Origin of the sequence: Dulcicalothrix desertica PCC 7102 (assembly GCF_003991905.1) — a bacterium.
Classification (GTDB): domain Bacteria; phylum Cyanobacteriota; class Cyanobacteriia; order Cyanobacteriales; family Nostocaceae; genus Dulcicalothrix; species Dulcicalothrix desertica.
In genome coordinates, this window is sequence record NZ_RSCL01000035.1 from 64879 (window position 1) to 86643 (window position 21765).

The 21765-nt window shown below is 38.4% G+C and carries 25 protein-coding genes and 1 pseudogene; 10 read left to right on the plus strand and 16 right to left on the minus strand.

Features of this window, described 5'->3' with window-relative positions; genetic code table 11:
* A partial coding sequence (locus tag DSM106972_RS52885; RefSeq protein ID WP_201800865.1) for a hypothetical protein occupies window positions 1-224 on the plus strand: 224 nt, incomplete at its 5' end.
* A 272-nt stretch (window positions 225-496) separates the two neighbouring features.
* Here the strand turns inward: DSM106972_RS52885 and nifH are convergent.
* The 3 genes and pseudogenes from nifH to DSM106972_RS54415 all read right to left on the minus strand — a co-directional run bounded on the left by nifH (window position 497) and on the right by DSM106972_RS54415 (window position 3336).
* Window positions 497-1471, minus strand: coding sequence for a nitrogenase iron protein (nifH, locus tag DSM106972_RS44240; protein WP_127086675.1), 975 nt, complete (start codon window positions 1469-1471; stop codon window positions 497-499).
* A 148-nt stretch (window positions 1472-1619) separates the two neighbouring features.
* Window positions 1620-2781 (minus strand): annotated as a pseudogene (locus tag DSM106972_RS44245) (XRE family transcriptional regulator).
* A gap of 375 nt (window positions 2782-3156) precedes the next feature.
* Entirely contained in the window at window positions 3157-3336 is a 180-nt protein-coding gene (locus DSM106972_RS54415) for a hypothetical protein (RefSeq protein WP_127086676.1), read from the minus strand.
* A gap of 211 nt (window positions 3337-3547) precedes the next feature.
* Here DSM106972_RS54415 and DSM106972_RS44255 point away from each other — a divergent pair, with 211 nt between their 5' ends.
* The gene (locus DSM106972_RS44255) at window positions 3548-4018 is read left to right on the plus strand and encodes a hypothetical protein (RefSeq protein ID WP_127086677.1); all 471 of its coding nucleotides are present in this window, start codon (window positions 3548-3550) and stop codon (window positions 4016-4018) included.
* Window positions 4019-4063: 45 nt separating this feature from the next.
* On the opposite strand, the gene DSM106972_RS44260 is transcribed toward DSM106972_RS44255, so the two are convergent.
* Complete coding sequence (locus DSM106972_RS44260) at window positions 4064-4957, minus strand: ABC transporter substrate-binding protein (protein ID WP_127086678.1); 894 nt, start codon at window positions 4955-4957, stop codon at window positions 4064-4066.
* 25 nt (window positions 4958-4982) lie between these two features.
* Between DSM106972_RS44260 and DSM106972_RS44265 the strand changes: the two genes are divergently transcribed.
* Window positions 4983-6257 carry a S41 family peptidase gene (locus tag DSM106972_RS44265; protein WP_127086679.1) on the plus strand — a complete coding sequence of 425 codons (1275 nt, stop codon included), beginning with the start codon at window positions 4983-4985 and terminating at the stop codon, window positions 6255-6257.
* 259 nt (window positions 6258-6516) lie between these two features.
* On the plus strand, window positions 6517-7851 hold the full coding sequence (locus DSM106972_RS44270; RefSeq protein ID WP_127086680.1) for an efflux RND transporter periplasmic adaptor subunit: 1335 nt from the start codon (window positions 6517-6519) through the stop codon (window positions 7849-7851).
* Window positions 7852-7900: 49 nt separating this feature from the next.
* On the opposite strand, the gene DSM106972_RS44275 is transcribed toward DSM106972_RS44270, so the two are convergent.
* Both DSM106972_RS44275 and DSM106972_RS44280 read right to left on the minus strand, forming a co-directional pair.
* Window positions 7901-8323 carry a PPC domain-containing protein gene (locus DSM106972_RS44275; RefSeq protein WP_127086681.1) on the minus strand — a complete coding sequence of 141 codons (423 nt, stop codon included), beginning with the start codon at window positions 8321-8323 and terminating at the stop codon, window positions 7901-7903.
* Between the two features lie 72 nt (window positions 8324-8395).
* Window positions 8396-8818: a hypothetical protein gene (locus DSM106972_RS44280; RefSeq protein ID WP_127086682.1), complete on the minus strand. Its 423-nt coding sequence runs from the start codon at window positions 8816-8818 to the stop codon at window positions 8396-8398.
* A 210-nt stretch (window positions 8819-9028) separates the two neighbouring features.
* Here DSM106972_RS44280 and ggt point away from each other — a divergent pair, with 210 nt between their 5' ends.
* A complete protein-coding gene (gene ggt, locus DSM106972_RS44285) occupies window positions 9029-10792 on the plus strand; it encodes a gamma-glutamyltransferase (protein WP_127086683.1) in 1764 nt (587 codons plus the stop codon).
* Between the two features lie 83 nt (window positions 10793-10875).
* Here the strand turns inward: ggt and DSM106972_RS44290 are convergent, their stop codons facing one another.
* The 7 genes from DSM106972_RS44290 to DSM106972_RS44320 all read right to left on the minus strand — a co-directional run bounded on the left by DSM106972_RS44290 (window position 10876) and on the right by DSM106972_RS44320 (window position 15816).
* Window positions 10876-11130 carry a type II toxin-antitoxin system RelE/ParE family toxin gene (locus DSM106972_RS44290; protein ID WP_233787205.1) on the minus strand — a complete coding sequence of 85 codons (255 nt, stop codon included), beginning with the start codon at window positions 11128-11130 and terminating at the stop codon, window positions 10876-10878.
* 27 nt (window positions 11131-11157) lie between these two features.
* The gene (locus tag DSM106972_RS44295; protein ID WP_127086684.1) at window positions 11158-11502 is read right to left on the minus strand and encodes a hypothetical protein; all 345 of its coding nucleotides are present in this window, start codon (window positions 11500-11502) and stop codon (window positions 11158-11160) included.
* Between the two features lie 105 nt (window positions 11503-11607).
* The gene (locus tag DSM106972_RS44300) at window positions 11608-12411 is read right to left on the minus strand and encodes a hypothetical protein (protein ID WP_127086685.1); all 804 of its coding nucleotides are present in this window, start codon (window positions 12409-12411) and stop codon (window positions 11608-11610) included.
* Window positions 12412-12574: 163 nt separating this feature from the next.
* Window positions 12575-13516, minus strand: a complete 942-nt coding sequence (locus DSM106972_RS44305) for a nuclease A inhibitor family protein (RefSeq protein ID WP_127086686.1) — start codon at window positions 13514-13516, stop codon at window positions 12575-12577.
* Window positions 13517-13542: 26 nt separating this feature from the next.
* Entirely contained in the window at window positions 13543-14487 is a 945-nt protein-coding gene (locus DSM106972_RS44310) for a hypothetical protein (protein WP_127086687.1), read from the minus strand.
* A gap of 49 nt (window positions 14488-14536) precedes the next feature.
* The gene (locus tag DSM106972_RS44315) at window positions 14537-15268 is read right to left on the minus strand and encodes a hypothetical protein (RefSeq protein ID WP_145837573.1); all 732 of its coding nucleotides are present in this window, start codon (window positions 15266-15268) and stop codon (window positions 14537-14539) included.
* Window positions 15211-15816: a hypothetical protein gene (locus DSM106972_RS44320; RefSeq protein ID WP_186538429.1), complete on the minus strand. Its 606-nt coding sequence runs from the start codon at window positions 15814-15816 to the stop codon at window positions 15211-15213. Before DSM106972_RS44320 ends, DSM106972_RS44315 begins: the two co-directional genes overlap by 58 nt.
* A 51-nt stretch (window positions 15817-15867) precedes the next feature.
* Between DSM106972_RS44320 and DSM106972_RS44325 the strand changes: the two genes are divergently transcribed.
* Genes DSM106972_RS44325 through DSM106972_RS44335 form a run of 4 tightly spaced genes read left to right on the plus strand, consistent with a single transcriptional unit; the run spans window position 15868 to window position 17338 of the window.
* Window positions 15868-16050, plus strand: a complete 183-nt coding sequence (locus DSM106972_RS44325; protein ID WP_127086689.1) for a hypothetical protein — start codon at window positions 15868-15870, stop codon at window positions 16048-16050.
* 17 nt (window positions 16051-16067) lie between these two features.
* Entirely contained in the window at window positions 16068-16982 is a 915-nt protein-coding gene (locus DSM106972_RS44330; protein WP_127086690.1) for an SDR family oxidoreductase, read from the plus strand.
* Between the two features lie 27 nt (window positions 16983-17009).
* Complete coding sequence (locus tag DSM106972_RS51845; protein ID WP_158632978.1) at window positions 17010-17150, plus strand: hypothetical protein; 141 nt, start codon at window positions 17010-17012, stop codon at window positions 17148-17150.
* Window positions 17150-17338, plus strand: a complete 189-nt coding sequence (locus DSM106972_RS44335; protein ID WP_186538427.1) for a hypothetical protein — start codon at window positions 17150-17152, stop codon at window positions 17336-17338. Before DSM106972_RS51845 ends, DSM106972_RS44335 begins: the two co-directional genes overlap by 1 nt.
* 125 nt (window positions 17339-17463) lie before the next feature.
* On the opposite strand, the gene DSM106972_RS44340 is transcribed toward DSM106972_RS44335, so the two are convergent.
* The 3 genes from DSM106972_RS44340 to DSM106972_RS44350 form a co-directional block, all read right to left on the minus strand.
* Window positions 17464-18363, minus strand: a complete 900-nt coding sequence (locus tag DSM106972_RS44340; RefSeq protein ID WP_127086691.1) for a hypothetical protein — start codon at window positions 18361-18363, stop codon at window positions 17464-17466.
* A gap of 56 nt (window positions 18364-18419) precedes the next feature.
* On the minus strand, window positions 18420-19847 hold the full coding sequence (locus DSM106972_RS44345; RefSeq protein ID WP_127086692.1) for a galactose oxidase early set domain-containing protein: 1428 nt from the start codon (window positions 19845-19847) through the stop codon (window positions 18420-18422).
* 1061 nt (window positions 19848-20908) lie between these two features.
* The gene (locus tag DSM106972_RS44350) at window positions 20909-21097 is read right to left on the minus strand and encodes a hypothetical protein (protein ID WP_127086693.1); all 189 of its coding nucleotides are present in this window, start codon (window positions 21095-21097) and stop codon (window positions 20909-20911) included.
* A gap of 267 nt (window positions 21098-21364) precedes the next feature.
* On the opposite strand from DSM106972_RS44350, the gene DSM106972_RS44355 reads away from it, so the two are divergent.
* Window positions 21365-21547, plus strand: coding sequence for a hypothetical protein (locus DSM106972_RS44355; RefSeq protein ID WP_127086694.1), 183 nt, complete (start codon window positions 21365-21367; stop codon window positions 21545-21547).
* The last annotated feature ends 218 nt before the right edge of the window (window positions 21548-21765 follow it).

Genomic DNA, 21765 nt, shown 5'->3' on the forward strand with positions numbered 1-21765 from the left:
AAACTTTAAATTACGGCACCTTTGATACTGAGTCATTAGAAACTCCAAGTCTTTTAGACGACGAAGACCTAGTTATAATTAGTGCCGTAGAAACAGAGAAACCCGAAGATGCTAGTTCTGAAGCAGTATTTATTTTACAATCAGAAACCGGAGTCCAAGTAATTTCAATCGATGCTATATTGCTAGATGAAGAAATTAATCAGATTGATGGAGATTTCGAGTAAAGTTGGGTGGGCAATGCCCACCTTACTATATATAATAAAAAAGAATGGAAAACTAATTTCCCATTCCAGTTATGAATTAATCAACCAATTGCAGAATACGAAAAACAATATTAGTATTTCGCGTATAATTATCTTTGAGTGTCAATATAATTGACTATTAATTAAAGCATTATTTAACCTCCGAATTGAAAAAATTTTTGTGCTTGGGAGTAAGTGGGCTAAAATTGCCCACTTATTAATTTTTACTGCGTCTTTAAAGAAGAGTAAAAACCTTATTTTTTCTTCTCACCAGCAACTATTTCAACATTGCCTTTTTTGAGTGCTTCAAGAGCTTCACCTTGAGCATCTTCTTGTCTTTTCTCTGTGTCTTTTGCAGCATTATCTGTGGCAATAAGTTTTGCAGCGTTTTCTTCGCTTTCTAGAATACCGAATTCAATCAACAAGTCTTCTAGCTCATCCATCTCAATTGGTGTAGGGATGGCAAGATTTGTGTTGTTAATGATTTTGTCACCTAATATACGGTATTCATTCGATTGGTTACTGTCTGGTGCATACTCGTTGACAGTCATCCGACGCAACTCAGCGTGTTGAACGATGTTGTCGCGGGGGACAAAGTGAATCATGTGGGTGCTTAAACGAGCAGCTAGTGTGCTAATCAGTTCGTCTTCTCGGTCAGTGTTACGACTATTACAAATCAAACCACCTAAGCGCACACCACCAGTGTGAGCATACTTGAGAACGCCACGAGCAATGTTGTTTGCAGCGAACATTGCCATCATTTCACCCGATGTCACAATGTAGATTTCCTGTGCTTTTCCTTCGCGGATCGGCATGGCGAAACCACCACAAACTACGTCACCAAGAACGTCATAAGATACAAAGTCTACATCTTGGTAAGCACCGTTTTCTTCTAAGAAGTTAATTGCGGTAATAATCCCACGACCAGCACAACCGACACCAGGTTCTGGACCACCAGATTCAACGCATCTGATATTCCGAAAACCTTCAATTACTACTTCTTCAAGTTCGATGTCTTCTACAGCACCACGTTCTGCTGCTAAGTGTAATACGGTGGTTTGAGCTTTACAGTGAAGAATCAAGCGTGTGGAGTCAGCTTTAGGGTCGCATCCAACAATCAAGATGCGTTTCCCGACTTCTGCCATTGCTGCCAGAGTGTTTTGGGAAGTGGTAGATTTACCAATACCACCTTTACCATAGAAAGCGATTTGTCTAATATTGTCTGCCATGATTAATTTTCCTAGAATTGTTTGAATTTAGTGGGTCTACAATTATGAATTGTTCGCAATGTAGAGCCAAAGCCGGTGGCGCCCGTCCCACTACAAAAGTATGAGTGTTTGACAACATATATTTACTGATATTTATTGAGTATATTTACTAGATACTTGCTACCACTTCTCCTAAAGAGCTAGTATCATAACCACCAAGTATTTCTAATTGAGATTTTACAAAGCGATGTTCCAAAGTACCGAGCAACTGCTGAACTGGTGGTTCATCAAGATATGAGTTAAGAACTACCAAGTCATAACGTGACGAATGCAAAGGCACAAATCCCAATCCAAACATAGCAGCGATAGAAGCTGTACTAATACCTGCATCTGCAATTCCTGAAATCACAGCTGTTGCAACGTCTTGGTGACTACGAACAGTATGCTCAAATCCTTGGACTGCCGATGCTGGTACCTGCTCAAGCTCCATTTGGCGTTCTAAAATCATCCGACTTCCGGCGCCAATTTCGCGGTTAACAATAGTCGCTTTTGCTTCTACCAAATCCGCAATCGTTTTAATTTTCAGGGGGTTGCCTAAAGGTACCAACAATCCTTCTTCCCAGACACCAATACTAATTAAAACAGCCTCTTTATCAGATAAAACCTCCCTCACAAAAGGGATATTGTATTCCTGCGTTTTTGAGTCATATAAATGCATACCAGCAATATGAACCTCACCTCTAGCTAAAGAGCGCAATGCATCCATGCTATTCGCAAAAGTATAATGCACTCGTAACTGTGGATGCCAACGTTCGCGGTTCTTTAGCCCAGAGAGAAATTATAGGTGTACAACCTGCTATTGAAACTGAATTTTGCAATTTTTCAGTATCATCTAGCACTCGCACCAAAATTTTACTTGTATGCATTTGGTCAAAGGCTTCTTCGTCCAAGTTGTTACAATAAATAGTCTCGGCATCTACTGGTATCATTTCGGTACGAAATGCATCTTTTCCCATTAGAGGATAAGCTATCCATTGACCTCCAACCCTTGCCAAACTAACTCGTAACTTTCCTTTTGTTAAAACTGTTTTAGTAACGACTGCTTCAACAGTTGGTAAATCTTCCTCCATCCAGAACAAATCTTCGACTTTACAACCAAGTGCCTTAGCCAACCGTAAGGTTATAGCAACATTGGGAGTATATTGTCCAGATTCAACGCCACTTATAGTCTGACGAGTGACACCCGCAATATTTGCTAAATCTTGCTGGCTCATGCCTAGACGAGTCCTGATAGATTTTAGATTGTTACAAAGGTTTGTACCTTGCTTCATAGTTCTTGAAAAGGAAGTGTGTAGCAGTAAACTATGATAAACGAAGGTTAACGTATTGAAACAACTAAATTCAGGTTTTTATAAATACCTATTTTTATTTACTTTTAGTCTAAAGCTATACTTATTTATAAAATAAATGTCGCTCTCAACCTTTCTACGACAAGCATAACATACACATTGCCAAAATTCTTGCGCTCAAATAATAAATAAATCACTCAATGAGTTTTTAAAGTCTCTATTTTTATCCATGAATAATTGCTTAAAACTCAACTTGATTGCTACTGGGTTAATGACACCGAAAAATTACTGAAGTTTAAAGGTCAAATCTCAACATCAGATTAACTAAAAAAACATTTAGCCAGTTTACTATAGTGTTTATATAAACACAAAATATATTAAATATATGTTTAAAATCTCTCCCCCAACCCCTCTCCTTGTAGGATACATAAGAGCGAATGGTAGGTCTAACCACTCAGTTGTTACATATGAACCATCCGGCGCCATATCACGGCGACCATAATATTTTGTTCCACAACCGTTAAGTGTAAATGGCATAACTACCTCATTTAAATCTAAAAAGTCAATGTGGAACCCTCGCTTCCCCATCTGTAACTATATATTTCTGACGTTTGAGTACTTATGCATGTTCAATACGCCTATAAACCTGGTTTATCAACTAATATTCAGTAAAAACACTGTGTTCTATGTCTGTTTTTATAAGCTAAATTTTATATAATAAATAAATCTTTTGCGTAAATCTTGAAATATGACCAATTTAGTTCGATTACTAACTATTGCCTTTTTGGTATTAGGTATCACATCCCCATCTTTAGCAAATAATAAAAAGGAATATTACAACCAAAAGATGAAAGAATTTAGAGGTGATACGGCGCCTGCAAATTGTCCTGAACGAACACAAAAGCAAGGCTATTTTATATATACTCTATGCCAAGTTAAGGGAAAACCAATATATATACAGATAAGTAGCACAGAAGCATCAGAAGGTGATGAAAGTGGCTCTTTAGATGTAGCTATATATGAATATAAAAATGGGAAGTTAATTCAAGTATCTGGCGCCGATTTTCAAAGATATGGGTTCCGAAACAATAAATTAGTTGCAGGTTGGAATCTGGATACACCTGCGATTAATGTATCATTGCCTAAATACCGTAACGAAGAAAAACGTTTGTTAGCTGATTCTCGGAAAATTTTGAGTTTGTTTGGTATTAGGCAATGATTGCACAGATAAAATGTTTAAAATAACACAGGCAGGATGCCTGTGCTACGTTACTTTTTGGAGCTTTTGGGCGGCTTTTTCTATCGCGTCAATACTTCCAGGGTTTACTAAACCAAGATAATCAAAGACATATACTCTGTTATTTTTTGTTGCTTCTAATTTTTGCCAAAATGTTTCTTTTTTAAATCCGTCAATCATCTCTTGCTCTGAACTACCTGGTGTATTAACAAGAATTATAGATTCTGGATTTGCTTCTAAAATTTTTTCAGGTGATAAAGTCACATATCCACCAAATGGACTTTTACCCTGTAAGTCAGCGGCAATATTTTTGATTTGAAATTGGTTGAGCATATCTCCTGCCCAACTATTTTTATTTGGAGTTAAAATTGGTTGACGGCTAACTAATACTAAAGTTGAAGTATTTTTGTTAGTGTTAGTATCTTGTCCTAAAAGCTGTTGATACTTATCTAGTAACGGTTTGGGACTGGCGCCTATTCTAACAGCTAAACTTGTCGTCAGTTCTTCTAACGCTTTCCAGCTATCTATTTTTGTTGCTAGCGTACTAATCTTTAATTCCTGTAGACGTTTAAGAGTCGAGTCAGAAAAACCAGAGGCGCCGATAACTAAGTCAGGTTTGAGCGCTACAATTTTTTCTAGGTTTGGCTGTGTTCTTCCTTGAGCGACACTCGTAATGTCTTGAAAACGCGAGTCTTCATTTAACACCGAACTACCAGCAATTCCCACAAGTTTATTTTGATCAAGTCTATAAATTATATCTGCCGATAGAGGCGTAAGTGCTACTACTCGTTGTGCTAACTGTTGTGGCGCCGTTGGTGTTGTAGCTACTTGTTGAGGTTGAGATGTAGCAACGTTAGAACAAGCTGCCACAACGATACTAAGTAAAATGCTTAAACTAGATATTATCCAACGTTGATACATTGACACTATTCCCTACGTAATTTAAATGAAACAATTTAAATTTTCTACCAATAAGCATTATTTAGCTGCATTCCTCCTTAGCATCGTTGTCATGCTAACGCTGTGGTTGGCATCACCACTACTTCCAACGCTAGCACAACCACAGGCAAGGGTATTTGATGAAGTTTGGCAGACTATTAATGATAACTTCTACGACCCTAAGTTTAATGGAATTAATTGGCAAGCGATGCGCGATAAGTACAAACCACAAGCTATTAAGTCTAAATCATCACAAGAGTTTGCTGCTGTTGTCAACCAGATGCTAGCTGAGTTACGAACTTCACACACGCGCTTCTATACTCCTGATGAACAAAGTTATTATCAACTACTAGGTATTTTTCAACCACGCGATAGGAAGTCACTAAATAGACTTAAGCCATTTTTTTCTAAAGGCAAATTTGAATACACCGATATTGGTATTTTTACAAAAGCCATAAACGGAAAAACATTTGTCAGTGCTATTTTAGATGAAAGTCCAGCAATAAAAGCAGGTATAAAAGTTGGTGATGAAATATTAAGCGTAAATAATCAACCATATCAACCTGTACAGTCATTTGCACCCAAAGCAGGGCAAAAGGTTACAATACAAATTCAGCGTACTGCCGACACTAACAGTAAACAAGAAATAGTCGTAACACCAAAAGTATATGATGCAACTACGATGTTTCTTGATGCTCAACGAGTAAGTACTCAAATAATCGAGCGTCAAAATAAAAAGATTGGTTACGTTCATATTTGGGCGAATGCGGCTGACCCATCTCAAGAAAAGCTGATATATGATTTGTTATACGACCGTCTCAAAGATGCAGATGCATTAATTTTAGATTTACGTGCAGGTTGGGGTGGAGGAAATAACAATTACCTAACTGTGTTTACAGGTCAGGGACCAAGTATTACTAGTATTGCCCGTAATGGTTCGCGCGTAACTTATGATTCTCATTGGAAAAAACCCGTCGTTATCTTAATCAATGAAGGTAGCAGAAGCAGTAAAGAAATTATTGCTTATGGCTTTCAGCAGTATAAAATTGGTTCAGTAATTGGTACTAAAACTTTAGGCGCCGTTGTAGCTGGGCGCCCATTTATCATGCAAGATGGTACTCTGTTATATGTAGCAGTAACAAATGTATTCGTAAATGGTACTCGGCTCGAAGGTAAAGGTGTCACACCAGATATCACCGTACCCTTTACTTTAGAATACGCCCAAGGCGCCGACCCCCAAAAAGAAAAAGCTATAGAAGTAGTACTCAGCAATACTAAATAATCTTTTTGATACATAATCAATCTTGTGGAACAGGCATCCTGCCTGTTCTTTCTATTTGTCTAATTCACTACACGCATACCAATATAACAACATTTATCACATCAAAAATAAAAAATTCAGCAAATACTAATAAGACAAAACAGCTATTAAATATGTAAGCTTAAGCTTATCATTCACGAACATAGAAAAGCCTACAAATATAAATCACCTGATTTTAACTTACTAGTTACTCATTCACTATATAAGGTAAAAGTTTGCCATGACCCCTTCAGAACCGCAAACCGATAGTAACGAAAACGAAAGCGGAAACCCTACTGCACTGCAACCGCGTCGGACTAGACCGTGGCTTTTGCCTTTGTTCGCGTTACTCGCAGTACTTGGAACTACTGTAGCTGTTTGGCGCCTTCTACTTCCTACATCTAGAACAACCCAAACTACTACCACCACAAACCAGACACAAACACCAGCAGTACCCGTCAAGCTATCAACCATTCAATCAGGAACTATTCAAGAAAGCTCAGATTTTGTTGCCAGCTTACAATCGCGTCGTTCCGAAACGCTCAGTTCTAAAATTCAAGGAAAAATTACTCAAATTTTTATCAAACCTGGTCAAACAATCAAAGAAGGGGCGCCTATTCTGCAAATAGAACCACCACCCCAACCAGTAGCACTACCTGCTCCAACAGTTAACAGCGCAGCTTTAACAGCACAGTCACAGCTTGATATTGCCCGCTCAACTCTAGCTTCTCTCGAAGCTGAACGCGCGGGTATTTTAGCTGAAGTCAATTCTAACCAGCAAGTATTCGACCGATATAATACTCTGGCATCTGAAGGCGCCGTTCCACGACAAACAAAAGATATTTACGCAAGCCGTCTTGCAGCAGCTAAAACAAACTTAAAAGTTATCCAATCAAGAATTCAAACACAGCAAGCTGCTGTAGCTCAAGCACAAAAAGTTATTCAACAAGCGCAAACCCCTGCTGTAAAACCAACACCTCAACCAACTCCAACCAACTATCGTATCACCGCTCCCTTTACAGGTGTAGTTAGAGAAGTTCCTATTAAAGTTGGTGATTTAGTCAATCATAATGCACAATTATTAACAATTACTCAAGACCAACCTCTCGAAGTACACATCATCGTACCAGTCGAGCGCGCGGCTAAAGTTAAAAATGGAACCCAAGTTAATATACTAAACCTTCAAGGTAACACCATTGGTACAAGTCGTGTGTTTTTTGTGGCGCCAAACCCTGGTAACGCACAGTCTGCACTCATTAAGGCTCTCTACAACAACTCTAAAAATGAGTTAAAAGCAGACCAATTTGTACGCGCACGAATAATTTGGAATCAACGTCAGGGAGCATTAGTTCCAGGTACAGCAGTTTCGCGTGTTTCTGGAGGAACATTTGTTTTCGTAGCAGAAGCATTACCAGATAATTCGGGGAAATATGTTGCCAGACAAAGACAAGTAAAATTAGGTAATGCGACTGGTAATAATTATCAGGTGTTAGAAGGACTGAAACCTAATGATAAAGTTGTAACTTCTGGATTACTTAATCTTAGAGACGGGGACACAATTATCCCACAATCATAAATATGGTTGGGTTGGGTAAAGCGCAAGCCCAACCCAACATATTAAAAGATTATTTTATAGATACTGAAAAATCATATACGTGATAGGTTGGGCCACCATATCCAAGTATGTAGTAATCGCCTGTGGAAGGAAGTTTATAAGTGAAGCTCTTACCGTTACCAAGACCGTAGCCGTTAAAGCCTTTCACAAGTTTACCTTTACTGTTATAGAGTACTACACCTGCACGGGCACCTAAATTGGTAACGTTTAAAGTTAACCTTTGTCCAGCTTTCGCCCTGAGTACATAAATACGGTCTTCTGCTCCATTAATGGTAGTGCTTGATTTTCCTTTTGCAAAGGTAACGCGCGAACGAGAAACAGAGCTAGAAATTCCTTGAATGTTTGCAGATTGAGCAAAAGAGGGGGCAGGTATAGAAGACATCCCTAGTGTAAGTAGTAGACTTGAGGCGCCTGCAATTAGTAAGCTTTTCATAGATATTGATGTGGATTAAAGTAGTAAAAGTTATACAAGGAGGGCACAAAACGCGAAACCTTACCGACAAAATTATTTTATAGATACTGCAAATTCATACGAGTGATAAGTTGGGCCAGCATATCCAAAAATATAGTAATCACCAGTTGCGGGAAGTCTATAAGTAAAACTCTGACCCTCACCGCCACCAAAGCCGTTAAAGCTTTTTACAATCTTGCCGTTTGCATTATAAAGCGTTACAGCTGCACGGGCGCCTAAGTTATTAGCCTTCAAAGTTAACTTTTGTCCAGCTTTAGCTTTTAGTACATAAACACGATTTTCTACACCATTAATAACGGTGCTTGATTTTCCTTTCGCAAAGGTAACGCGCGCACGAGGAACAGACCTAGAAATATCTTGGATGTTTGTAGTTTGAGCAAAAGAAGGGGCAGGTATAGAAGACATCCCTAGTGTAAGTAGTAGACTTGAGGCGCCTGCAATTAATAAACTTCTCATAATGTTGATGAATTAAAGGTATTATGTCAGTTATAAGCTCAAATTTGGCTTAATGTCTTGATACTTTTATATACATGTCCCACTGGGGCGTTTACGGAAAAGTAGAAAAGTAGGTTGGGCTTTGCGTTCTTGTTTATTTGCCCTTGCATTGGGTAGTATAGTTTGGCGCCCATTAATAGAGCTTACAACTACTTGCCCAAGAAAAATCTAATGGTGATATCTCGTAAATTGGCTTTTCGTTCTTGTTTACTTGCCCTTGCATTGGGTAGTATAGTTTGGCGCCCATTAATAGGACTTACCCAAGATGCACCGGAAGCAGGTAGTTCGCGCGTTGAACGTAAGGCTGTTCGCACTCAGAAGTATATGGTAGCAGCAGCTAACCCAATAGCGGCAGCAGTCGGTAGTGATATTTTGCGGCGTGGTGGTAGTGCTATTGATGCCGCTATTGCTGTACAAATGACTCTCGGTTTAGTTGAACCACAGTCTTCTGGTATTGGTGGGGGAGCTTTTTTGGTTTACTACGATGCCAAAACTAAAAAAATTCGCACCTTCGATGGTCGGGAAACTGCCCCTGCAACTGCCCAACCTAACCGTTTTCTTGCTCAAGATGGTAAACCTTTAAAGTTTGAAGATGCTGTTTTAGGGGGTAAGTCTGTAGGTGTGCCTGGGGTAGTTAGAATGTTGGAGCAGGTACACAAGCAATATGGTAAGTTACGTTGGTCACAACTATTTCAGCCTGCAATACAACAAGCAACAACAGGTTTCGCTATCTCACCTCGCTTGCACACTCTTTTAAGTGAAGAAAAGTTTTTAAGTCGTTCGGAACCTGCAAGAAGTTACTTTTATCAACCTGATGGTACACCAAAACCTGTTGGCACCAAACTTGTTAATCAGCAATATGCGGAAGTACTGCGACAAATTGCTACTAGAGGTGCAGGCGCCTTCTATAAAGGTAAAATTGCTCAAGATATAGTTAACACAGTAAAAAATGCTTCTATACCAGGAGACTTAACAACTACTGACCTTGCTCGCTATAACTCAGTCGAACGACCACCTGTGTGTGGAATGTACAGAGTTTACAAAGTTTGCAGTATGGGACCTCCAACTTCTGGTGGTATTACAGTATTGCAAATTTTGGGAATGCTACAAAAATTCAACCTTGCTTCACTCAAACCAGACTCAGTAGAAGCTATCCACTTATTTGCAGAAGCAGGAAGGTTTGCTTATGCTGACCGAGGACTATATATAGCTGACTCTGATTTTATTAAAGTCCCTACAAAAGAATTAATAAATCCAAAGTATATAGCAACGCGCGCTGCTCTTATCAACCCTAACCGTGCCTTCGTAGGAGAAGCTAAACCTGGTAATCCTTTATCTACGCAAGCATTTAATTGGGGCGCCGATAATTCTCTAGAACTACCTTCTACCAGCCATTTCTCGATTGTTGATAGTAATGGCAATGCCGTATCAATGACTACTAGTATTGAAACTGCATTTGGCTCTCGGTTAATGGTGCGTGGTTTTTTACTCAACAACCAACTTACAGATTTCTCGTTTTCTCCCACAACACCAGATGGTAAATTAATTGCCAACCGTGTTCAACCTCGTAAACGTCCGAGAAGTTCAATGGCGCCAACAATGGTGTTTGACCGTAATGGTAAGTTAGTAATGGTCGTTGGTTCTGCTGGTGGGCCTTTAATTATTAATTATGTAGCCAAAGCAATTGTAGGAGTACTCGACTGGAAACTTGATGCTCAACAAGCTTTATCATTACCTAATTTTGGCAACCGTAATGGCGCCACTGAATTAGAAGCAAATACAAGTATGGTAAATTTGAAACCACAATTAGAAGCATTAGGACATACAGTCACAGTTAGAGAACAAACGAGTGGTTCTCAAGCTATTGTTATTACTAATGAAGGTTTAATAGGTGGTGTTGACCCTCGACGCGAGGGAAAAGCCGTAGGAAATTAAATCCTCCATCTTCGTAGAGACGCGATTAAATCGCGTCTCTACATGTTCTGAAACAGCACAGACAATATTTAGATATATCAATACTAATTGGGACGATTTTCTCTGCCATGATATACATGTATGATTACAACTGTATCATCCTCTTCCACGTAGTAAAGGATAACATAACCATACTTGCCAAAAGGAACCACTAACTTTCGGCGCCCGGAACCATCGTTTAAAATGTTTCTTTTGTAGGGAGTATCAGCAAGGCTAAAACCTGCCTCTCGGATTTTTTGTGCAGCAAGGAAAGCAGCATTCTCATCTTTTAATTTAAGAAAATCAAAGTGCCGTACCAGATCAGAAAGTGCAACTGCAACGCCAAATTATTCTGGACATGGAAGCTCTCGATCTGTGCCAACACTATCTAACCAAGCAGCAACCTGTTCATGGGGAATACCATAACCTGTTTCCCGATATCGCTGCAATCTACCCATATCTTCCTCTCTAGTTTCATCCTCATTGTTGAACGTCAAACCCTGCTCATAAAGTTGTTGCCAATCATCAGCACTGAGATTATAACTTTCATTGTGGTGTGTTGAGAGGACTGCTGTTAATGCGTCTAAACTACCATCTGATGTAATAACCCATTCTCGAACAGCAGTTTTTAGGGCATCTAAAGAACTATAAGCTTGAAGCTGTGTAGCTATTTGCTGCTTAATATCTGTCATGGGGCACTTTTTATAAAAATGTGTAAAACTTCGCTAATATAATTATACCTGAACTTAATCAACTACTGCGCTACATAGTAAGAATTTGCTCCCGGTGCCATTATCTTAAGGATTATACTCAAATTCGCTTTGTGTCCAAACTCCTATCCAATCACCCGCTGGAGTTTGTCCAACTTCATAAGTATAGCCAATATCCCAAAAGCTCAAGCTATAGGCAGTACGATGATTTAAACATTCGTTCATAAATTGGCTGAATTTACGACTGTTATAATTATCATTAGCATACTCAAGCGTTAGCTGTTCAACAACCACCATTTCTGCATTTTGTAAAGCTAGCTCAATTGCTTTTTCCTTACTTTCGGCAATGGCGCCAGCAATATGATGCTGATAAGTATAATTATATCCACCGTAATAGTAACCGTAGATGGATATTGGAGTTAGATTATCAAGTAATGGTTGTATTTGAGCAATTGTATTTTGGGAAGCACTGCTATTTTCTTCACAGGTTATTTTCGCTACAGATTTATGTTTTTTATTATGGTAACTTGCTTGATTGGGAACAGTAGGAGCAAGACATAACCAGTTATTATCATTTATAGAACCAACTACTATAGGAATATAGAAGTAAGGATGCTTCCATTGTAAAGCTTCAGGCACCGATTTTGGAATAGATAAATTATAAACTTGTACATTTTGCAAATTTTGAGTAATAATATGCTGTAGCTGTTGATAATATTGCTCACGTTCGCTCTTCATTGCATAATTCCAACTTTCATCTTTCCTTTCTGAACGTGGAGGAGCATATTCGTAATTAGTTTGGTCGGTTGGTGTTCCCCATTCTTCAATATTTTGCCAGTGTTTAAAAGCTAATTCTATATCAGTTGGAGTAACAAAGCCTTCATGTATCATCAAATTCCAAAGGTTAAATTCTCCTTGAATTGCAGTTTCAAATAAAAATATACGCGATGGAATTTTAATAACTTCGAGTGTAGCCAGTAGCTTTTCTGTTTGTAAATTAATAAAAAATATTTATGTTGAAATTGATAAGTAAAATAATTTTATATTAGCTAAATCAAGGATTGTAAACAAATTCGCCTTTGATATACATTCCAGCCCAATCTCCACAAGGTGTTTGACCAATTATGTATATATTTTCATAAATCCAAAAACTTACTCTATACATAACAGTTTCAGAGAATATCTCATTAAAATAGTTATTGATTATTTGATATTCTTGCTCAATACTAATAGCTTCATCACTGCCATATACACCTTCTAAGTATTGTCTATCAGGGTAAAAGCGGTGAAATTTACTTATTCCTAACATTCCTGATGCCTGTAATGCTTCTTCAACTGCTAATTCTTTAGTTTTGGCAGCAGCAAAAACGAATCTGTGGTCATATGAATAATCATATCCCCCTCCAAAATCTCCTTCTAAATGAATTATTGGCATGTCAGTTATAATGACCTGAATTTTTGATATTAAAGTCAATGTCTCTGCTGTAAAATTTTTAGATATTGGTTTGTCTTTAGCTGAACGCTCAAATTGTTCTTTTTTTATTTCTGTTTCTTTATAAAAAGTTGGACATATGCATATCCAGCTTTCATCGTTTAGTTGGCAAACAATAGTGCTAGGTATTTCAAAAGTTATACGATGCGTTTCAGAATTAAAACAGAAAGATTCTAGTACTTGTGAATTATTTTTTAATAAGTTGGATAATAGCTCAAGCTGATCTCTTATCATCTTCCAAATATTGGGATTCCAATCAAAATCAGGAAAATAATTTAAATACTCTAATTCTTGCCACTGACGGATTGTTATTTCTACATCGGTTTGTTTTAACCAGCCATTATAATGACATAGGTTAAGTATATTTAATTCTCCATTTTCAGATGTTTCCCAGACAAATGGATAAATACTAGCTCCATCCTCATGACCTGGTAATTCAAACCCTGATAAGGCTGGAGTTATAACTTTTAAATTTGCAAAGATTTGTTCAGTATCAGGTTGCATAAAATCAATATTAAATTTGAGTGTAATTAAGATTTTGCCACTGCTCTAACTATTCGGTTGCTATCTTGGATCAGCTGTTGTTTTGTTTCTGCGGGGGTTGCTGGATTATCAGCGACTGCATAACGTTCTAGCCAAGATGCACTCTTGGCGCCTTGAGTTAAAATTTCTTGAGGAGTTAAAGGGTGAAGTAGCGTTATAAACCGTACAAAAGCATTTTCTGATTGGGCATATTCTGTAAGTATAGTTGGTAAATCATCAGTACTAGGGTTATAAATGCGGCTAAGTCCTCTTAAGGTGAAACTTGTTTGGCGGGTTGTTGGTTGTAAAATCAAATCGCGGAGTGTTTCACGAATAGATGCAGGAGTATTAGGATTTTGAGCAACCGCGCGACGCACTTCAACCTTTTCATCATTAGCTAGTTGTGCCAGTAATGTTTCAGGCAGGTTAGGGTTAGAAGCTGTAGCTTGACGAATAGCTGGGTTTTCGTCTAGGGAAAAACTTTCTAAAATATGAAGTGGAGTATTGGGATTGGCACCTACTTTTTGTCTAACTTCCTGGCTTGAATCATCCGCGAGCGTTGTTAATATGTTTGATGGACATTGCGCTTGAGTTGCTACTGCTTCCCTAACTTTTGGTGATTGATTCGTTGCTAGATGGTTCCAAACGTTAGGTGTTATGTTTGGGTGTCGAGCGACAATGCACAAAACACTTTCATCAGATTCATTCTCAGCTAACCATTCTAAAGTGCTGGAAGGTGTGTTTACATTTGAAGCTACAACTGCTCTAACAGGTGAGACAGGTTTACGAGCAATAAATTCTAAAGCTTCCGGAGGCGCATCTTTACGCATAGCTATTTTGTTAGAAATACTATGGTAGCAACCAGTATTAGTTACAAGTTCATCACGTCTTGCCATCTCAATAAGCACATTTGCAGGTGTACTAGGATTCTCAGCAACTTTTTCGCAAACCAACTCATACTTGTCAACAGCTAATCTTTCTAAGGTTGTAGCTGACGCAGTGTTATACAGCTAAAATCCAAGCTGGTGTATTTGTTTGACTCAGGAATAAATTCCGCAAATAATAATCTTTCCAAACAGGTTTTTGAGTCGTTCTTTCGTGAAAGATATGCTCTAAAATACTAACAGGTAAATCTTTCCTTTTCTCCAAAATAATTTGCTGATTGGGTAAAATTTGATGCATTATATCTTCTGTAATATTTCTATGCTCTGCGACTGCTGCTTGTATTTCTGTATCTTGATATGCCAGAAAATTCAAAACATCTACAGATGCTCCGATATTTTTAGCCACCGCTAATTGAATTTCATGTACTTCACTTTTTACCAAGTGCATGAGTGTTTCTGTACTTGCATTTGGATTTTGTGCTACTGCTAACTGAATTTTATATATTTTCTCTTGCGCTAACTGCATTAGTGTTTGTTCATTTGCATTCGGATTTTGCGCTACTGCTAATCTTATCCATGCCCAACGACTTTGCCCAAGTATGGCTAACTCTTCTATACTTGTATTCCAATTAGATGCAACCGCGCGCTGCCCTTCTACTAATTCAATTAACTGTAGTGGACAACTGGGATTAAATTTTACTGCTAACCTTACAGGCAATTCTAAATCACCAGCTAATTGTTCCAGTACAGCTAAAGGTGTTTCAGGCGCCTCTGCTACTTGTAACCGTGGTTCTAACGTTGGTTCTTGTGCAAGTCTCTCCAATAATTGTAAACGGTAGCGCAACGGCATATAAGGATTACGCGATTGTCGATAAAAACCTTATTTTCTTCTAAAATCAAAAAACGCCAGTTAGTACCACTCGTAACTGCACCATAAATTTTCTTTACTTGTTTATCAGCTTTTTGATTAAATAATCTGGCGCCTTCCATTGTAGCAATACATTGTCCCAGTCCACTTTTTAAACTTTCGTTTTTTGCCTCGATAACGATAATTACTGGTGCTTCAATTTCAAATTGTTCTTCTGATGCACTGAGAATAAAGTCGCAAAAGCCATTTAAGCCTTTACTGGGATCAACATTAAAGTCTGTTCCTGAAAATAGTGATATTCGGTATTTTAATTGGCGCCTAACTTCTGTTAAAATTTGTGCAATTAATAATTCTGAGCGTGCTTTTTCAGTGTTAATGGCAGTTGCTAATTGGATATATTCCTCCAACAGAAGTTTTAATATTTCTGATGGTTCTGATGAAGGTGAATCTGGAAATAAATTGCTTTTTTCATTAATCACTAACTGAAAAGCGTCGCGTACTTTATGTAGTGTAAAGTCGCTATATGCCATTTTTCTACTACAAATAAACTAATTTACTATATTTTAACAGGTTGGTGGTGCGTGACAGCACTTTATGTAATGCTTTTGCGAAAGCAAGTTTTAGCAACGGATGCAACGGATGATTTATTGTATCCGTTACATCCGTTCATCATCCGTTGCCAGTTACCACTTGCGACCGATGAAGTTTTATTACATTTAAGTAACTTTATTAATAGTAGAGACGCGATTAATCACGTCTATTAATTTAGGGAGTAAAGTAAATGCAATTAAAGCCTATAAATCAGCAGGTTGTTGCTGTAGTCGGCGCCTCAAGTGGTATCGGACGAGTTGCTGCGCTTCAATTTGCAAATCGTGGCGCCAAAGTAGTTGTCGCGGCTCGTAGTCAACCTGGGTTAGAATCTTTAGTAGAAGAAATTCGTTCTTTGGGTGGAGATGCAACAGCCGTAGTTGCTGATGTTTCTGACTTTGACCAGGTGACAAAAATTGCTCAAACTGCTGTCGATACATATGGGCGCCTTGATACTTGGGTACATAATGCAGCTATTGAACTTTATGCTGCTTTTGCGGTAACAACACCTGAAGAATTTAAGCGCATTATTGAAGTTAATTTATTAGGGCAAGCATATGGTGCAATGGCAGCGCTTCCCCATATTAAACGTACAGGACGCGGCGCCTTAATTCACGTTTCATCGATTGAAGCTAAACGTAGTATACCTTTACAAAGTGCTTATGCAGCTTCAAAACATGGTGTTGATGGCTTTTTAGAAGCTTTGCGTGTTGAGTTGAAGCACGAGAAGCTTGATATTAGCGTTACAAATATTATGCCCGCAGGTATAAATACACCTTTATTTAATAAAGCTCGTACTAAACTAGGTGTTAAGCCAATGCCAACACCTCCTATATATCAACCTAGCTTAGTTGCAAAAGCTATCGTTGAAGCAGCAGAACGTCCAAAACGCGATGTTGTTGTTGGTGATGTTGGTAAAGTACTTCTTTTCTTACAACGTATCGCACCAAGTCTTGTAGACGCTTACTTGCTGCGTACTGGCTTTGACTCACAATATACTAATGAACCAAAATCAGAAAATACACCTGATAATTTGTTTGAGCCTGTAACAGGTTACGACAAAATAGAGGGTGATTTCAGTAATCAAGCACGCTCTTGGAGCTTGTAATATATATGTATATGTGGGCGGGCAAGGATGCCCACCCCACAAGATTTAGATTTATTTGGGGGTTTTGATATGAAGTTATTTAAATTAGCATTGTTAGGCATTATATTTGGTGTAGTTAGCACAGCAACAGTAGCGAATGCACAGTCATTCAACAAGGACGCTCACTGATGAGCGAATATTTTTTATCTCATCCAGAACTGAAACTTAATGACCCAGATGCAATTGCACAAATTTTCTTCGGTTCACTAGTATCGTATATTGTAGTTCAAGAAATGCTTTATGGAAAAGAATTAATGCCGCTATCGCGCGCGCGTTTGCTTGATAGTTTAATTGGGTTGGTTCTTTGCAACGCATAAAACGTATATAACGGATAGTATTATATTCATTATAATGTCATGCTGAGGTACAAAGCATGCGTAGAGGAAAGGCGTAACGCACCACGAGACGGGGTGTGTTACGCGGTGCTTTATAGCATCAATGCCTACGCAAGCGTAATTTTTGCAACATCAAAGCCACTTATTCTGTCTGTCTCTCCAGTGTCCTTATTGATTTTGTTAAGGTATTTTGGAGATTGATACCTAAATCCAATCAAGGTGAATAATTCGTTTGATGAAGTGCAAACCAATCCGTCAGAACCATTATTAAAAGTTGCACGTTGGTATGTTAATTTTTTTGATTCTCCTTTATCAATCTGAGACAAACTTGTTTCGCCTGCTTTACCAGTATCAATCCCGTAGAAAACTCCATCTGCACACTCAGCTACAACAGTTACCCGCTTTTGTTCGGGTATTTTACTTCGGTCTGTAATCTCACCTGTTTTTAAATCAATAGTTACTATCCTAGAAGACCCCTTTCCTTTTTCTTTGCCGACAACAGCACCAAGTGAGCCATTTGCTAAACGCAGTAATTGGTAAACTTCTTCGTTGTTTTTCAATCCTGAAATATTTACAGTTTCTAGAGAATTTAAATCAATTAAACGAACTTTTGTGTCCTTTTTCTTTCTTGTACAAGTATAGGTTGCAGCTGCTATGAGTTTGCCATTTACGGACGCAAAACCGCTCAAACGCTCACAAGCCTCTAAAATAGGTGCGGTGGTCAATACGGTCTTGATTTGTTGAGTGCTGACATTCAAAGACTCCACGATGATTGGCTGTAAAGTAGATGGGTCTGTGATTTGACTTCCATCAGCGATGTCAGTGGTATTTGAGTCCAAGTTGGTATCAGTATCGTTATCACTAATACCATTTCTTATACCTAAGATAACCGTGCCAGCGCTGGACTCTTGTGCAAGGGTTTTGCTGATAACAAGCCCCACAGCAGCAGTTGTGGTACTGAAGACAGCTAACTGACCAAATTGTCTGCGTGTTAATTTTAATGCCATATATGACTCCCAAAATTACTGCCAGTTTGTCATTGTTCTACGCTTGGTGTGGTTCATCATGTTAATTGAATCCAACTTGCCACTGAGGGGATGTTATTGTTATCAACAACAAACAGCATGTAGTAGCCAGGAGGTGCAATGTTGCGATTACCCGTTGTTTGAACGCTGAGAGAATTGCCACTCCTAGAGCTAATTGGCATGTCTACTAATCGTTGTTCTGTATCTAGACCATGAGTAGGCGCCATTGGTCTAATTAGATGAACCCATTTAATGTTCGTTGCAGCTTGATTTGTTTGAATCGTAATTGTCCTGCTGTAGGTTGTTGTTGCAGGAGCGCTACTAATTGTGGGTCTTGTCTGGGATATATATGCTGGACTATAAATTTCTATGCGATTTTCATAAGTACCACGACTAGGATTTCCCCCTGCTACAACTACTCTGCCATCTGGTAGTAACACAGCAACCGAATGATAGACGCGACCGTTAACAATTGGTGTCTCTACTTGAGTCCAAGTATTCGTCGCTGGATTATAAATTTCTGCTGGCATCGTAGATTGTGCAACATCCTCGTCCCCTCTGCTGCCATTACACACAAATACTGTGCGATTGGGCAATATAACAGCATTATGGTGCATTCTTGGATTAAGTAGATACGGCGCTACGGTGTAAGTCGGAGTACTTGCACTGAGATTTATAATATTGACGCGGTTCGTTGCGGCGCCTCCACCCCCACCGATAATCATCACCTTTTGGTCTTGAGCTGGTGGAAGCAATATGCTGGCAGCTTGGTTGCAAGTACTTGAAGCTTCCAATCCAGACACTATCTGTTGGGTTATTGGTCGATTAAATCTTGACGGTAAAGTGAGAATACATGGTTGTACACCATTGTTGCCCCCCAGTTGGGCACCTGTATAAAAAATTTTGCCGCTACTCAACAAGATTAAGTGGGCATAGAGAGCAAAACTACTGGTTTGTTGTGTAAAAATTCTCCAACCAGTAGAACCGCTAAAAATTTCTGGGTTGCGGTCAAGGTTACCATTTACGTCTAAACCCGAAAGAGTGAAAATTCTACCATCGCCCAGCGTTAATACAGTAGGATACCAACGCCCTCTATTCATTGATGCTACTTTTGTCCAGCTTCCATTGCCGCTATTGGCAGCAAAATTAAATAAAAAGCAATCGGCTATTCCATAGAATGGGTCATATTGTAGAGTTCCACCTGCTACAAACAGTTGTCCGTCAGATCGGAATGAGTGAGCAGCACAGAAAACGTCAATCGGGTTTCCACTACTATCCCGTGGAATAGTGGGAGTAGTGAAGACTCCGGTATTAGGATCCCATAGCCTCACCCCTTCTGGAGAATTATCATATGCTGCTTGGCTCGGATCATTACCCGAACCACCAAAGAACAATACTTTACCTGTTCTTCCTACAGCAGCATGAACAGGATTAATCGGAATTTGAGAGGATAATTGCCAAGGCATTTTGTAGACTCCCCTGGTTTGTGCAACTAAAATAGTTAAGTTTTCATTCAAGAACTGCGTACATCGACGTATGAAAACCTCTTCTCTGCTGTCTTTTTTTACAGCAAAGTACAAAGTTTTTAGCTTAAGAAAATCTAAAGATCTTTTGGATTTTTTCTATATATCCAAATTAAGATTGTGATGGTATAGTTGATGTTAAGCAACTCTAAAAGTAGAGGACAGTAAAAGCTGTTCTCATAGTTCTTGCCAAAAGAATATTCTTTCTAGTCATATCTAGCACTAAGCTCTGATGACTGGAAAGCGAATTTATACAAACCTAATCCGCACAGCGGACTAATAAATGTGAGTATACAACTAATTAAATTTTTTCCATAGATATTTGGTCTGATATTGACAATTGTTTACGTATCTATTTATTTTGAAACACATTTGTTGAAAAAACAATTCTTTTAACTCATAATTTAGACAGTATATCATCTCAGTATACGGCTATAACCTTTGATTTTTCGTAGCAGTAAACCTAGTCGCAAAGTTAAAATTATACCTGCGTATGATGCAAGCAATGCAGCGTTAATTTTCGTTCATATTTGGTTAAAATATCTGATGTGCGAAATGTAATAAGAATCATTCCATAAATTATGTGTAGAGACGTTAGATGTAACGTCTCCACTTCAGTTGTGCGTTTTATGCGCGCAAATTATTTACCTGGAGTCTGCTGCGATATCTGCTTGTCAACACCCTCTAAGGGATTTCTAAAAATTAAATTAACCATCTTGTGGGGTGGGCATCCTTGCCCGCCCTAGTATTTGGACGGGCGAGGACACCCATACCACAACACAAAAAGTGGAGATTTTTTTATTTGGAAATCCCTAAGAGTGGCGCCCCTGCAATATTGCAACTAGTATTTTTATATTGCTCCAACAGACTGTTAATAAAGGTATAGCTGTGGAAACGCCAGTGTTGGTGTTATATTTTAAACCACCATATTTTGCAAATGGCGCCAATTCACTTTACGCGCAAAGTTATTGTATTTAAGTTTTTAACACACTTAATTTGAACTCTTAAGAACTCTCGTCTGTAACCGATAAAAATGAAACAATAGCAGTTATTTCATCAAGATTATTCAAACCATCATGATTACCTGTACGTATACTCTCTAATACTAAATTTCGCCTGACTTCATAATCGCATAGTGAGGAAGAGACAACGAAAACTCCTTTAGCAGCTAAACCTAGAGCGCCAGTTCTCACAAGTTCTCGCCTCTCCCTCTTTATAAAGATTAGTGACAGTCAAAAAATATAATGTTAAAAAATATGTTAGTTTTAGTAGATTTTAATGCACATTAGTATATTTTTACAACTAGCTATTAGGCAGCAGCACTTTTGCTAAATGGATGTATTTTAATAAAAAATCTTTCATTACTCATAAAGTAATTTTTGTAAATTTAGATGCCTTTGCCTTTTAATAATAGTTATATAGTCAACTTGTGAAATATACGTAGTATGTATTAGCAACTAATGGAAACGGCAAGAAATGATTCACTAGATATACGCGACATTAGCCCTAAAGTAAAAGAGCTAATTAAGCAATATGCAGTTGTGAATAACTGTACGCAGGCTGAAATGCTAGAGCATATTGTTTTGGGGTGGAATGCCCAACAAAGTGACAGCCAACGACCGCCAGGAGATGAAGATGAATAACATTTCGTACTATAACAAAAATATTAGATAACAAAAATATTAGAAATTAGGGCAATTTAACTATGCCAAAAGTTGTAACTAAGGTAGGGAAAGTACCCAAAGAATTGTTTTCCAAAAACAAAAACCTCCTCTTATTTGCAAGAGAAGGCTTTTGTTTTGTAATATTGCCCTGGCACCGAGCAATTGTTGCAGGAGACAACTCTCCAACTATCGTAGCC

Excerpts from the sequence above, each read along its gene's own strand:
- nifH (WP_127086675.1), bottom strand. The coding sequence starts at position 1,471 with ATGGCAGACAATATTAGACAAATCGCTTTCTATGGTAAAGGTGGTATT.
- DSM106972_RS54415 (WP_127086676.1), bottom strand. The coding sequence starts at position 3,336 with ATGCCATTTACACTTAACGGTTGTGGAACAAAATATTATGGTCGCCGT.
- DSM106972_RS44255 (WP_127086677.1), top strand. The coding sequence starts at position 3,548 with ATGACCAATTTAGTTCGATTACTAACTATTGCCTTTTTGGTATTAGGT.
- DSM106972_RS44260 (WP_127086678.1), bottom strand. The coding sequence starts at position 4,957 with ATGTATCAACGTTGGATAATATCTAGTTTAAGCATTTTACTTAGTATC.
- DSM106972_RS44265 (WP_127086679.1), top strand. The coding sequence starts at position 4,983 with ATGAAACAATTTAAATTTTCTACCAATAAGCATTATTTAGCTGCATTC.
- DSM106972_RS44270 (WP_127086680.1), top strand. The coding sequence starts at position 6,517 with ATGACCCCTTCAGAACCGCAAACCGATAGTAACGAAAACGAAAGCGGA.
- DSM106972_RS44275 (WP_127086681.1), bottom strand. The coding sequence starts at position 8,323 with ATGAAAAGCTTACTAATTGCAGGCGCCTCAAGTCTACTACTTACACTA.
- DSM106972_RS44280 (WP_127086682.1), bottom strand. The coding sequence starts at position 8,818 with ATGAGAAGTTTATTAATTGCAGGCGCCTCAAGTCTACTACTTACACTA.
- ggt (WP_127086683.1), top strand. The coding sequence starts at position 9,029 with ATGGTGATATCTCGTAAATTGGCTTTTCGTTCTTGTTTACTTGCCCTT.
- DSM106972_RS44295 (WP_127086684.1), bottom strand. The coding sequence starts at position 11,502 with ATGACAGATATTAAGCAGCAAATAGCTACACAGCTTCAAGCTTATAGT.
- DSM106972_RS44300 (WP_127086685.1), bottom strand. The coding sequence starts at position 12,411 with ATGATACATGAAGGCTTTGTTACTCCAACTGATATAGAATTAGCTTTT.
- DSM106972_RS44305 (WP_127086686.1), bottom strand. The coding sequence starts at position 13,516 with ATGCAACCTGATACTGAACAAATCTTTGCAAATTTAAAAGTTATAACT.
- DSM106972_RS44315 (WP_145837573.1), bottom strand. The coding sequence starts at position 15,268 with ATGCCGTTGCGCTACCGTTTACAATTATTGGAGAGACTTGCACAAGAA.
- DSM106972_RS44320 (WP_186538429.1), bottom strand. The coding sequence starts at position 15,816 with ATGGCATATAGCGACTTTACACTACATAAAGTACGCGACGCTTTTCAG.
- DSM106972_RS44330 (WP_127086690.1), top strand. The coding sequence starts at position 16,068 with ATGCAATTAAAGCCTATAAATCAGCAGGTTGTTGCTGTAGTCGGCGCC.
- DSM106972_RS51845 (WP_158632978.1), top strand. The coding sequence starts at position 17,010 with ATGCCCACCCCACAAGATTTAGATTTATTTGGGGGTTTTGATATGAAG.
- DSM106972_RS44335 (WP_186538427.1), top strand. The coding sequence starts at position 17,150 with ATGAGCGAATATTTTTTATCTCATCCAGAACTGAAACTTAATGACCCA.
- DSM106972_RS44340 (WP_127086691.1), bottom strand. The coding sequence starts at position 18,363 with ATGGCATTAAAATTAACACGCAGACAATTTGGTCAGTTAGCTGTCTTC.
- DSM106972_RS44345 (WP_127086692.1), bottom strand. The coding sequence starts at position 19,847 with ATGCCTTGGCAATTATCCTCTCAAATTCCGATTAATCCTGTTCATGCT.
- DSM106972_RS44355 (WP_127086694.1), top strand. The coding sequence starts at position 21,365 with ATGGAAACGGCAAGAAATGATTCACTAGATATACGCGACATTAGCCCT.